Here is a 13,067-nt window from a genome sequence, read left to right on the forward strand (position 1 = left end):
AAACTATTTTCTCCCAAAATCGGCAGGAATTTCTCCCCAAGCTTTGGTTTCCCATTTCACAATAACTGTTTTGTAGGTATTATTTTTTAACCAATCAATAGCTCTGTCAACTAATTCAAAAAGTGCTTTGTTTTTATTGTTGCGTTCAAGTTTTGTATTACATGTTTTCCTTTTTACCCAGCTCATGGCTGTCTTAGAATCGGTATATAATATACGGTCGCTATTATTTTTTTTAAGAAGTGCTAAGCCGTGTACTAAGGCTAAAAATTCTCCAATATTATTGGTGCCTTCTTCAAAAGGACCTTGAATGAATAGTTGTTTTTTTGTTTTGGTATCTACGCCTCTATATTCCATAATACCAGGATTTCCGCTGGAGGCAGCATCCACTGAAATAGAATTATAATTAGGTTGCCCTATTTTTTTTAATTGTTCGGGAGATAATTCACTTTTAAAGTCTTTGTTTTTTCCAATATAATCAAAGTAGTTTCCTTTTAAAGCATTTTGGGCAGCTTCAAAAGTTAAAAACGATTTGTATTGTGCGCCTTCAAAATTGGTGATTTGTGCTTTGCAGTCATTCCATTTTTCAAAAACACCTGTTTTGTGCCCTTTCCAAACGGTATAATATTTTTTTTTCTTAGTTGCCATTTTTTTATTTCCGCGAAGGCGGAAATCTTTTAATTATAGTTCTAATTATTTCCTTACGACAGTAATTTTTCAACAACTTTTGGAAAGTGCTCCATTTCCAATTCATGAATTTTTGCCGCAACAGTTTCAGCTGTATCATTTGTATTCACTTCACATGTTGCTTGAAAAATAATAGCGCCTTCATCGTAATGTTCATTAACATAATGAATAGTAATACCTGTTTCTACTTCATTATTATCAACTATAGCTTTATGTACATGCATGCCATACATGCCTTTTCCTCCATATTTTGGTAATAGTGCAGGATGTACATTTACTACTTTATTTGGAAAAGCATTCAAAATATTTTCAGGAAATTTCCATAAAAACCCAGCTAAAACAATAAGATCTGGTTGTGAAGCTTTTAATATGTTAAGGACATCATCCGTTTTTGTAAAAGCTATTTTGTTAAAAGAAAGAGCGCTAACATGAAGTGTTTTACATCTATCTAAAACTTTAGCATGAGGATTGTTAGTTAACACTTGAACAACAGAGGCATCTTCTGTGTTGTGAAAAAACTTAATTAGATTTTCAGCATTTGTGCCACTTCCGGACGCAAAAATTACAATTCGTTTCATCTGTTGGTTTATGTTTTTAAATTAATGTCAGATGTAATTCGAAAATCGAATGTACAATAATGTTCAGCAAAATTAACAAGCTCATATCGTTTTACAGACTGTAATGTTAAAGGTTATATGAACAAAAAAAAGAATAATTATTAACAATTAGAAGGTAAAATTAAAATAGTTAAAAGTAATTTTAGTAAATTACCAACACATTTTTAAATTAAAGGTGTGTTTTAAAAATAAAGTTTTTTATTTTTGCCAACTAATTAAAACATTTAAATTAAAAGATTATGTCAGACATTGCATCAAGAGTAAAAGCGATTATCGTAGACAAATTAGGAGTAGATGAGAACGAAGTTGTAACTGAAGCAAGCTTCACAAACGATTTAGGAGCAGACTCTTTAGATACTGTAGAATTAATTATGGAGTTCGAAAAAGAATTCGACATCCAAATTCCAGACGATCAAGCTGAAAATATTGCAACAGTTGGTCAAGCTATATCATACATAGAAGCAGCAAAATAAGCAAAATACTTTATGGAATTAAAGCGAGTTGTAGTCACAGGATTAGGGGCTTTAACACCAATTGGCAATACCAAAGATGAATTTTGGGATGGTTTAATTAGTGGTAAAAGTGGTGCTGCGCCTATAACATATTATGATACCGAGAAGTTTAAAACAAAATTCGCTTGCGAATTAAAAAACTTTAACGCAACAGACTTTTTTGATAGAAAAGAGGCTCGTAAGATGGATAAATTTGCACAATACGCTATGGTAGCAGCAGATGAAGCCATTGAGGATTCTAAATTAAACCTTGAAGAAGTCAATAAATTACGTGTAGGTGTTATTTGGGGTGCAGGTATTGGTGGATTAGAAACTTTTCAGCAAGAAGTATTAAACTTTGCTGCTGGTGATGGTTCTCCAAGATTTAATCCATTCTTTATTCCTAAAATGATTGCTGACATTGCGCCAGCAAACATCTCTATAAAACATGGTTTTATGGGGCCAAATTACACAACAGTTTCTGCCTGTGCATCTTCAGCTAATGCTATATTTGATGCATTAAACTCTATTCGTTTAGGGTATTGTGATGTTATAGTTACAGGAGGAAGTGAAGCAGCAGTTACTATAGCTGGTATGGGTGGTTTTAATGCCATGCACGCTTTATCTACTAGAAATGAAAGTCCAGAAACAGCTTCTAGACCTTTTGACGGTTCCAGAGATGGTTTTGTTTTAGGTGAAGGAGCAGGTGCTTTAGTTCTAGAAGAATATGAGCATGCAAAAGCAAGAGGGGCAAAAATATATGCTGAGGTAGCAGGAGGTGGATTATCTTCTGATGCTTACCATATGACCGCGCCGCATCCAGAAGGTATTGGTGTTGTTGAGGTAATGAAAAATTGTTTAGAAAATGCAGGACTTAAACCAGAGGATGTAGACCATATTAATACACATGGTACATCAACACCTCTAGGTGATGTTGCAGAACTTAAGGCAATTACAAAAGTTTTTGGTAGTCATGCAAAGCATATAAATATTAATTCTACAAAATCAATGACAGGACACCTTTTAGGTGCAGCAGGAGCTATTGAAGCTATTTCGGTTATATTGGCAATGGAGCATAATATTGTACCTCCAACAATTAACCACACTACTGTTGATGAAAATATTGATCCAGAATTAAATTTAACTTTAAACAAGGCTCAAAAACGCGAAGTTAAAGTAGCAATGAGTAATACATTTGGATTTGGCGGTCACAACGCTTGTGTATTATTCAAGAAAATAGATTGAATCCCGAATGAAAAACATTCGTAACATATTAAATTCCCGTTTTAAACGCAACGGGAATTTTTTTATGGAATTAAATAAAATTCTTGGATTTAAGCCTAAACAAATAAAATTCTATAAAAAGGCCTTTACACACCGTTCTATGAATATAAAGGACAGTAAAGGAAATGCTATTAATTATGAGCGCTTAGAATTTTTAGGCGATGCCATGCTAAGTTCGGTTATAGCTTCTCATTTATATCTTGAAGTTCCAAGTGGTGATGAAGGTTACTTAACTAAAATGCGATCTAAAATTGTAAGTAGAGAGCATTTAAATGAGTTAGGTAGAGATCTTAAACTCATTGATTTAGTTGAAAGTAAAATACCTCCAGGTCAATTTGGAGACAATATTCATGGAAATTTATTTGAAGCTTTAATAGGTGCTATTTTTTTAGATAAAGGGTATAAGTATTGCGAGAAATTTATTTTTAAGCGCGTTATTATTCCGTATGTAGATATAGAAACTCTTGAAGGAAAGGTAATAAGTTATAAGAGCTTATTGATTGAGTGGTGCCAAAAAGAAAAGAAAACATTTAATTATAATGTTTATGAAGATACTGGTAATGATGATGTTAGACATTTTTCAGTAAAGCTTTCAATTGACAATAAAATTATAGCTAAGGCAAGAGCCACATCAAAGAAAAAGGCTGAAGAAAAAGCATCAAAGCGTGCTTTCTTTGCATTCCAAAGCAGGATGTCTAAAATGATTTAAAGAAATTTCTTTAAAAACAATTTACTACAACGTTTTAGTTGCCTTTCTTATTAAGATTAAGTAAAATATATCATTACTAAATTTTTTAAATACTATATTTACGCTTTTAATTTAAAGTTATGGCCGTTCATAAGCTTGTTCTTGACGATGTTTTTGATGAAGTGTTGTGCACTTTAATAGCAATTCATTGTTCGCTTGAAGATTACCGTTTGGCCTATCTTCTTAACAAGCATTTAGGAATAACTTTAATTAGAAAACCATCAGATTTAGACTATGATAAAGGTAAATCAACGTATTCTATTTTTGATTGGGAAGATGATAAACAATTAATAACTTGGAGTTTTGTTTCTAATGTTTGTAAAACAGAAAGTTTCCAACAAATAAATTATGAATCATTATTTGAAAACCAAGAAAAAATAACAAAAACGACTCATTTAATACCTGAATATAAGCGTGTTAATTATTTTTTAAAAATAGATAACGAGTTCAATTTAAGTAAAGAAAAATATATTGTAAATAGTATATTAAGAATACCTCAAATTGCAACAGCTTATAGTATTGATAGTAGTCAATTAAAATCTAAAGACAATTTAATTTTTAGCTAATGCCGATAAGAAAGAAAACCAAAATAGTAGCTACATTAGGTCCAGCTACAAGCACCAAAGAAGTTTTAAAAGGAATGCTTGAAGAGGGCGCTAACGTATTTAGAATTAATTTTTCTCATGCCGATTACGCCGATGTTGCAGAGCGTATAAAAATGATTAGAGAACTAAACGATGAGTTTGGTTTTACTGCGGCTATTTTAGCAGATTTACAAGGACCAAAACTTCGTGTAGGAGTTATGCAAGAAGATGTTGTTGTGAACCCTGGTGATGAAATAATTTTTGCAACAGGTGAGCGATTTGAAGGCACAAAAGAACGTGTTTACATGACCTACGAAAGGTTTCCACAAGACGCTAAACCTGGTGAGCGTATTCTTTTAGATGATGGAAAATTAATGTTTGAAGTTGTTTCTACAAATAGTAAAAACGAAGTAGTTGCACGTGTTATTCAAGGAGGACCTTTAAAATCTAAAAAAGGAGTTAATTTACCAAATACCAATATATCGCAACCTGCGCTTACAGAAAAAGATATTGAAGATGCCATTTTTGCTATCAGTCAAGATGTGGATTGGATTGCTTTATCATTTGTACGTCATGCAGAAGATTTAATACAATTGCGTGATTTAATAAACCAACACACTAATCATAAAATTCCAATTATAGCTAAGATTGAAAAACCTGAAGCTGTAGAGAATATCGATAAAATTGTGACTCATTGTGACGGTTTAATGGTAGCACGTGGTGATTTAGGTGTAGAAGTTCCAGCAGAAGAAGTTCCACTAATTCAAAAACAATTAGTATTACGAGCTAAAAAAGCTAGAATTCCAGTAATCATAGCAACCCAAATGATGGAAACTATGATTGATAGTTTAACACCAACAAGAGCCGAAGTAAACGATGTTGCTAACTCGGTTATGGATGGTGCAGATGCTGTTATGCTATCAGGTGAAACATCTGTGGGTAAATATCCAGTTCAAGTTATTAGACAAATGTCAAATATCCTGAAAAGTGTAGAAGATTCTAATCTTATACAAGTACCACAATTGCCTCCTCATATTCGTACTAATCGTTATATAACAAAATCTATTTGTTATCATGCCGCAAATATGGCAAATGAAATTAGTGCTAAAGCTATTTCAACATTAACAAATAGTGGCTATACAGCTTTTCAAATTTCAGCTTGGAGACCATCATGTCATATACTAGTGTTTACTTCAAACAAGCGTATTTTAACTCGTTTAAGTTTACTTTGGGGCGTTCGTGCTTTTTATTATGATAAGTTTGTAAGTACAGATGAAACTATTGAAGATGTAAATGATATAGCTTGTAAAAAAGGATATTTAGAAGTAGGAGATATGCTAATTAGTTTAGCAGCTATGCCTATTCAAGAAAAAGGAATGGTAAATACATTAAGAGTTACAGAAATTACAAACTGTAGTTTTTAGTAAAAGACCTCAATATTAATAAAAAAAACTCCCGTAGATAATTTCTATGGGAGTTTTTTATTGTGTATATTTTTTAGCTATTTTATTAGAAAGTTCCTATAAAATGACTTCCTCCAACGTTTACTAATTCTGCTCCTTTAGTTACTTCTTCTGTTTCTGTATCGATAACATAAATATTTCCGTTTTGTCCAACTGGAGCTTGAGTTACAAATATTTCAGTTCCATTAACAGCAAAACCTTGGTATTGGAATAAGTAGAAATCTGGATCATAAGGGATAGCATCAATTTTTATAGCTGTTTTTGTATTTAAATCAACTAAAGCAAAAAATCCTTGTGCTCCAGCTAAACCTTCTTGAGATCCTGAGTGACGGTAAGCTACTACTGCTTTTCCGTTTGCAGTAGGTCTCCAAGCAAGAATATAAACTTCTTCAATACCTAAAGCATCGTCTAAGTTAAAATCATACGTATTGTCATATTCGTTATTGGATCCAATTTTTAAGATGTGAGATCCTTCTGGGTCGCCTTGGTTGGCTTGATAAACACTTCCGTTATATTCGAAAGAATTAATACTACGGTAACCATTAGTATTTCCGTGGCCTACATTAGAAGAAATTACAATTGGGTTTAATAATGAAGGATAGTCTAATACAATAGTTTTAGACCCTAAAATTTCGTAATCATTATCTCTTTCGGCAGTAGTAGGATCAACTTTACTTATACGTGCGCCAATGTATAATTTATTTCCAGCAGCATTTAATGTAGGCATATCAATTCTAGAAATATAATAACCGTTTGCTTCTTCTTCTGCTGTTAAAGGAATATTTGACTCTTGAAAATTTTTAATTAAAGAATTTTCTAAATCTAATGTTACAATACCCATAGTCGCTTCGGTACGTATATATGTGTCGTCTGTAGCATCGTCTGGTGTATCGTTATCATCAAATTGGTGTTCGGTAGAAACATAAACAGCAGCACCTGTCTTATCTCCATCAAATAATTTTATCCATCTTGGAGCAGAACCTACGTAAGGTGCAATGCTAACCTCAGAACCTGTTGGAGTGAAATTTTGACCACCATTTACAGTATATTTAGTATAGTTTCCTCCAGTATCTCCAGCATAGCTAATGTTAAAAATTGTGTTACCACCTTCAGAGGCTTGTAAACGAGCTGTTCTGTTTGAAGGTACTATAAACCCATTCTCAAAAGGTTCGATTGATATAGTTGGGTCTTTGGCATCTTCGCTGCTAATGCTATAAATTAAAGTACCACCATTACCATCACCTGGGTTATCTCCCATTTTAGCTGCGGCAACAGTAATCCATCTACCATCTTCAACAAGTTCAGGGTCTAGGTTTCCGTCATTATCATCGCTACTACAAGCTGTAATTAGGCTGGCTACTAGTAATAAGGTAACTAATGTTTTTGTATTTAAAAATGTTCGTTTCATTTTATTTTGAATTTTAATAGTTAGAAATTATTTGATTTTATAATTTAATTTTAGATAGAATGCTTGTCCTGGTTTTTGTACTCTTAAATTATCGTATAAGGGTTCATCGAGTATATTTTTAATATCAAAACTTATAATTAATTTATTGTTAGGAAAGTTGTAGGTAAGTCCAAAATCTTGAGCGATTTGTTGTGGAACTTCAAAAAAATCATTTCCTGCTGTATTGCTACCTTGAGGGGGTAAATATGAAAATGTATCGGTAAAATATAGGGTGTAAAAGAAGTTTAATCGAGAATCTTTTTGAATAGCGTTTTTTATAGAATAGCGTAAACCTCCATTCATAGTAAAAAATGGGGTATTAGGCACGTCTATTTCTATACCACGATTTATAACTTTTAAAGTTAAACGAGTAATATTAAAGTTGAGTTCTAAATTGTTATTATAGCTATAATTTAATTGAGCCTCTATCCCTTTAGAACTTCCGTTACCTTGATTTTCATAAAGTATAAGCTCTTCGTCTGGTGTTCTTTCAATGGGTAAACCAATTCTGTCTTTAATATTTCTAGTAAAAAGGTTTGTTGTTAGAGTAAATTCATGTTTTTTTAATTGAAATGCTCCAAATCGAAACCCTAAATTGTAGTTTTTACTTTGTTCTGGTGTTATACTTGGGTTGGCTATTACATTATCACCATCATTACCAAAAGTTTCAGTTTCGTTTGGCAAACGAATGGCTTTTTCAGCCGAAGTTAATAGTGTAACTTCGGGAATAATAGCATATGAAATTGCAAATCCGTATCCATTATATTTTTTATTACTACTTATTATTTCGTCTACTATTATATTGTTTCCTTCGTTATCAGTTTGGTTTTCAGGATCTATACTAACTGTTTTTTGTTGATAATGTTTGCCAAATAAATTTGTTTTTAATTTATTATTGAAAGCATTTAACTCATAGGTTAAAGAATAGATGTTTTTATATAAGTCTCTAGACCCTGTATATGTGTTTTCTGTTGCGGAAGCAAACTCATCTTTATCTTCTCTATCAATACTACTAAATACGTGATTGAATAAAACTTTATGAGAATTGTGTAAAGCATAAGATATTCCAGTTCTTACAGACGCTACATTTCTATTAATATAATTATGGATGGGACCATATTCTGTTTTCTCTTGTTGAGAACCCCATGTGTATTGATATTCATTGCCTTGATAGTCTATTGATCTTTTGCCATTCCAGCTATATGCCCAAGGTAGGGTATCACTAACTACACGGTTTCTTTTTCCATATAATCCATGAATGTTTACATCTAAACCTTTGGTAAATAAACTTTTCTTTTGGTAGGTTAAGTTTGTAAGTAAAGCATCTGATTCCATGAATCGATCTTTATAAGGCATAATAGTAATAAAAGCACCATGTTGAATCTCTTTATAATCATTAGACCCGGTAACTCCAATTAAAAATTGGTCAGCCCATTTTACATTAGTAAATCCAATTTGAGCCATTCCTCCTGTAGATTTGTAGGCATCATTAAATCTTCTTGCTGTTATAGGGGTTTGTACACCTCCTAATCCAGTAACTTTAACTTGACCACCCCAAACTTTATAATCATTGTCTGAATAATTATGAAAAGCAGAACCTTTTACAGTAAAACCAGATTTTTCAAAACGATATAAGCCATTTAAACTGGTTTGCAATGTGTTAAATGATCCATAAGACACAGAAGCACTGAAGTTTGTTTTTGTAGAATTATGAAGTACAATATTTATGGCGCCACCTAAAGCATCGTCTGCCAAATGACCCGGGACAACGCCTTTGTAGATTTCAATTCGTTTTATCATTGATGGAGGAATACTATTTAAACTAAAAGAGGGGCCATAAATAGAAATTGGTATACCATCAATAAAAATGCGAACAGCACTACCGGTTAATCCATTTAAACTATATTCTACCTGTGATCCTAAACCACCATTTTGTCTTAATTTAACGCCAACTGTCGTATTTAATAATTCGTTTGTTTGAATATTTCTAACACTTGCTTCTTCCGTTTCTATAACGTTTACAGCAAAACCATCGTCTTCAATTTTACGTTTTTCAGTTTTAGTTTTTACTAAAACTTCTTGTAAATCCTGATAGTTAGTTAATTCTAAAATACTATTAACTGATTTGATTTTAGTGTTTAATAGAATTGATTTTGTTACACTTTTAGCGTTAAGAGAATGAATGTTAAGTATGTAATTACCGTAGGGGATATTTTTAAATATAAACTCTCCGTTTATACCTGCCGATGTTTCTTGTTTAAGATTAGAGTTTTCTAAAACTATTGATGTACCTATTGCTGGCTTATTATTATCAAACAATACATAACCTGTAATATTTCCGTTTTGACTAAAAGCAGAATAGCTTAAAAACAATATTAAAACGGTGACATAAATTTTAATAGGAATCATGAATAAATTTTTGTCAAAAATAACCTTATTTATATTTAGTCCAAATAAAAATAAAAGTTTTAATGATAATTTGTTTTATGATAAGCTATCATGTATTTTTAAAAATATATTAAGGATATAATTGAATATTTAATAAAATAAAATCGTTATTTTAAATAAATCTAAATAAAAGGACTCGTGATTAATGAGTGTTATAAAGGGATGATTCCTTAAAATAGTATAAATATTTTTTAAAAAAAATGGATTGGTAATTAGAATTCAAATTTTAACTGAACGCTAATAGATTTTTTTTCTATTGGCGTTTTTGGTTTTTCAGTATTTAAATTAGACATAGAAATACCAAGTAATCGTACCGAATTATTCAATTTTTCTTGATACAATAACTCTTTTGCTGTTTCTAAAATAATATCGGTATCTCTTATATAATAAGGCAGTGTTTTACTTCTGGTTTGCAAAGAGAAGTCACTATATTTTATTTTTAAAGTGACTGTTTTGCCAGCAACTTTGCTTTTAGTTAAGCGTTTGGAAACTTCATCAGCAATATGTTTTAGCTTTTTAAGCATGAATACTTCACTTGATAAATTTTCACTAAAAGTACGTTCGGCAGCTAAACTTTTTCTAATCCGGTTTGGCTTTACTTCACTATTATGGATTCCTCGAACTACATAGTAGTAATAACGACCAGATTTACCAAAATTTTCATCTAACCACTCCATAGATTTTTGTTTTAAATCTAAGCCCGTAAAAATGCCTTTTTGGTACATTTTTTCTGCCGTTACTTTTCCAACCCCATAAAATTTTCTAATGTCTAACTGTTCTAAAAATTCAATAACCTCTTCTGGATTTACTACTTTTTGTCCGTTAGGTTTGTTATAATCACTTGCAATTTTAGCAATAAATTTATTTATAGAAATACCTGCGGAAGCTGTTAAACCAACCTCATTAAATATTCGTTCACGAATTTCTTTAGCAATTAAAGAAGCGCTTGGGTTTCCTTTTTTGTTTTCAGTAACATCTAAATAAGCTTCGTCTAACGAAAGCGGTTCTACCAAATCGGTATAATCATAAAATATTTTGCGAATTTTTTTAGAGATTTCTGTATATCTATCAAAATGAGTTTTTACGAAAATAAGATCAGGACATAATTTGATTGCTAAATTCCCAGACATAGCACTTTTTACTCCAAATTTTCTAGCCTCGTAACTCGCAGCACTTATCACACCACGTTTACCACCACCGCCTACAGCAATGGGTTTCCCTTTTAAATCGGGGTTATCCATTTGTTCAACAGATGCAAAAAAGGCATCCATATCTACATGAATAATTTTTCTAATTGGTAAATCGTTTGACATAGTGTAAATTTAGGCATTCTTGTGAAGGCAAGAATCTCAATTAATAAAATTAATGAAAATATACCCGTTTTTTCGGGCTAAATTATGATAGAAATAGAACGGAAGTTTTTAGTAAAGTCGGATACTTATAAAGAGGAAGCTTTTAAAAAAAACAGAATTGTTCAAGGATATTTAAATTCTCATAAAGAAAGAACGGTTCGTGTTAGACTAAAAGGAGATAAGGGGTTTATAACAGTTAAAGGACAATCTTCAAAAAATGGATTATCACGTTTTGAATGGGAAAAAGAAATTAATAGTTCAGAGGTAGAAGCGTTATTAAAACTTTGTGAATCAGGTGTTATTGATAAAATACGTTATGAGGTCAAAATAAAAAACCATATTTTTGAAGTAGACGAGTTTTTTGGAGATAATGAAGGTTTAGTTATTGCTGAAGTTGAATTAAAAAGTGAAAATGAAACCTTTGAAAAACCCGATTGGTTAGGAGAAGAAGTTACAGGAGATGTTAAATATTATAACGCTATGTTAAGTGAAAATCCTTATAAAAACTGGGATTAATTTTAAAAATTATACAGATGAAGAAGCTAATATTTTTAATGTTTATTTTAATCTTTTTTGTAGCCTGCAAAGAAGAATCAAAAACATCAATTTCAAATATAGAAGAAAACACACCAGAACTTATTGAGGAAAAAATAGATTCTATAGTAGAAATAGAACCTGTTAAAAAATCAGTAAAAGACATCAAAGATGAATTACATGCTAAAGGCTTTAAAACTTTTGATTATGTTGATGAAAAAACCCAAGACACTATTTTAATGCAACGATATTTTATGGTGTTTTTAAAAAGCGGTCCAATACGATCTCAAAATGAAGAAGAAGCCGAACTTTTGCAAAAAGAACATTTAGCACATTTAACAAAAATGTATGAATTAGGTTATGCCGATATTTCAGGACCTTTTGGTGATGATGGCGATATTAGAGGTGTAACTATTTACAATGTACCAACACTTAAAATAGCAGATAGTTTAGCCCATGCAGATCCTATGGTTAAAGCAGGACGTTTAGAAATTGAAATACATCCATGGTGGGCAGCAAAAGGAGGATCTTTAAAATAATACTTAAACTTATTAAGATTATTTTACAGTTTATTAATGTTACATCTATTGTAGCATTACTAACGGCACATTTTGTTATAAAAGAGCGAACTTTTTTGTCTTCATTGATTTTCTATGCGCTTCCTTTACCTATAATTATTGTTGTCGTTTTGTTTATTTCCATTGTTCTTACTAAAAAATGGAGACGATTTAATTTAATACTGGCTTCAATATTATTACTGGTATGGTTAAGTAAAAGCTTTAAGCTACATATTCCAGATGATATTAATAAATCAGATTTAGAAATAGTTTTTTGGAATGCTTCAAGAGCTAACGATTTTCAAATGGCTTTTAATAAAAATGAAGGGGTGCCAGATGTAATGGTTTTAGTAGAATCAAAAAAAAATGATATTGAAGAATTTAAAAGGAAATATCCTAATTATTATTTTTATGAATCTGATAGAGAGTTATTTGTTTTTTCAAAAGCACCATTAATTATTGAGAGTGAAAACAAATCAAAGTTTAGTACAACAGTTATAAATTTTAAAACGTTTGGGATTAATTTTTATGCCGTTGATGTTACAGGAAGTTTTGATGTTCCTAGAGAATGGGGGCTGAATTATGTAAATAAACAAATTAACAGAAAAGATAATACTATTGTTTTAGGTGATTTTAATGTGCCTTATGAATCTATTTATTTAAAGCAATTTAAAAAAGGTTTTAATCATGCATTTAACGAAAAAGGGAATGGGTTTAGAGAAACGTGGTATAATAATATTCCTTTGCTTTCTTTAGATCATATTTGGGTTTCTAAAGATTTAAAGGTTTTAAAAACGGAGAAGTTTTATACTAAGGAATCTGATCATAGTATGTTAAAAACTTATATAAGGAAATAAC

Annotated in this window: 13 protein-coding genes; 8 read left to right on the forward strand and 5 right to left on the reverse strand. The window is 31.1% G+C overall.

Features of this window, described 5'->3' with window-relative positions; translation table 11 throughout:
* Positions 1-3 precede the first annotated feature (3 nt).
* Positions 4-645, reverse strand: a complete 642-nt coding sequence (locus tag RHP49_07665; protein ID WNH14120.1) for a ribonuclease H family protein — start codon at positions 643-645, stop codon at positions 4-6.
* Positions 646-698: 53 nt separating this feature from the next.
* Positions 699-1,262, reverse strand: a complete 564-nt coding sequence (locus RHP49_07670) for a phosphoribosylglycinamide formyltransferase (GenBank protein WNH14121.1) — start codon at positions 1,260-1,262, stop codon at positions 699-701.
* Between the two features lie 278 nt (positions 1,263-1,540).
* On the opposite strand from RHP49_07670, the gene RHP49_07675 reads away from it, so the two are divergent.
* The 5 genes from RHP49_07675 to pyk all read left to right on the forward strand — a co-directional run bounded on the left by RHP49_07675 (position 1,541) and on the right by pyk (position 5,832).
* Positions 1,541-1,774, forward strand: coding sequence for an acyl carrier protein (locus RHP49_07675; GenBank protein WNH14122.1), 234 nt, complete (start codon positions 1,541-1,543; stop codon positions 1,772-1,774).
* A 12-nt stretch (positions 1,775-1,786) separates the two neighbouring features.
* Positions 1,787-3,037 carry a beta-ketoacyl-ACP synthase II gene (fabF, locus tag RHP49_07680; protein ID WNH14123.1) on the forward strand — a complete coding sequence of 417 codons (1,251 nt, stop codon included), beginning with the start codon at positions 1,787-1,789 and terminating at the stop codon, positions 3,035-3,037.
* A gap of 7 nt (positions 3,038-3,044) precedes the next feature.
* A complete protein-coding gene (rnc, locus tag RHP49_07685) occupies positions 3,045-3,785 on the forward strand; it encodes a ribonuclease III (protein WNH14124.1) in 741 nt (246 codons plus the stop codon).
* A gap of 119 nt (positions 3,786-3,904) precedes the next feature.
* Positions 3,905-4,390: an IPExxxVDY family protein gene (locus tag RHP49_07690; protein ID WNH14125.1), complete on the forward strand. Its 486-nt coding sequence runs from the start codon at positions 3,905-3,907 to the stop codon at positions 4,388-4,390.
* Entirely contained in the window at positions 4,390-5,832 is a 1,443-nt protein-coding gene (pyk, locus tag RHP49_07695) for a pyruvate kinase (GenBank protein ID WNH14126.1), read from the forward strand. The genes RHP49_07690 and pyk overlap by 1 nt, the downstream gene beginning before the upstream one ends.
* Before the next feature lie 85 nt (positions 5,833-5,917).
* Here the strand turns inward: pyk and RHP49_07700 are convergent, their stop codons facing one another.
* The 3 genes from RHP49_07700 to dinB form a co-directional block, all read right to left on the reverse strand.
* Complete coding sequence (locus tag RHP49_07700) at positions 5,918-7,279, reverse strand: hypothetical protein (protein WNH14127.1); 1,362 nt, start codon at positions 7,277-7,279, stop codon at positions 5,918-5,920.
* Between the two features lie 27 nt (positions 7,280-7,306).
* Positions 7,307-9,727: a TonB-dependent receptor gene (locus RHP49_07705; protein ID WNH14128.1), complete on the reverse strand. Its 2,421-nt coding sequence runs from the start codon at positions 9,725-9,727 to the stop codon at positions 7,307-7,309.
* A 251-nt stretch (positions 9,728-9,978) separates the two neighbouring features.
* The gene (gene dinB / locus RHP49_07710; GenBank protein ID WNH14129.1) at positions 9,979-11,079 is read right to left on the reverse strand and encodes a DNA polymerase IV; all 1,101 of its coding nucleotides are present in this window, start codon (positions 11,077-11,079) and stop codon (positions 9,979-9,981) included.
* Positions 11,080-11,163: 84 nt separating this feature from the next.
* Here dinB and RHP49_07715 point away from each other — a divergent pair, with 84 nt between their 5' ends.
* The 3 genes from RHP49_07715 (at position 11,164) to RHP49_07725 (ending at position 13,066) form a co-directional block, all read left to right on the forward strand.
* Complete coding sequence (locus RHP49_07715) at positions 11,164-11,634, forward strand: CYTH domain-containing protein (protein WNH14130.1); 471 nt, start codon at positions 11,164-11,166, stop codon at positions 11,632-11,634.
* A 17-nt stretch (positions 11,635-11,651) separates the two neighbouring features.
* The gene (locus RHP49_07720) at positions 11,652-12,191 is read left to right on the forward strand and encodes a YciI family protein (GenBank protein ID WNH14131.1); all 540 of its coding nucleotides are present in this window, start codon (positions 11,652-11,654) and stop codon (positions 12,189-12,191) included.
* Between the two features lie 95 nt (positions 12,192-12,286).
* Entirely contained in the window at positions 12,287-13,066 is a 780-nt protein-coding gene (locus RHP49_07725; protein WNH14132.1) for an endonuclease/exonuclease/phosphatase family protein, read from the forward strand.
* Position 13,067: the final 1 nt, after the last annotated feature.

Source organism: Flavobacteriaceae bacterium HL-DH10 (assembly GCA_031826515.1).
GTDB classification, from domain to species: Bacteria; Bacteroidota; Bacteroidia; order Flavobacteriales; family Flavobacteriaceae; genus Thalassobellus; species Thalassobellus suaedae.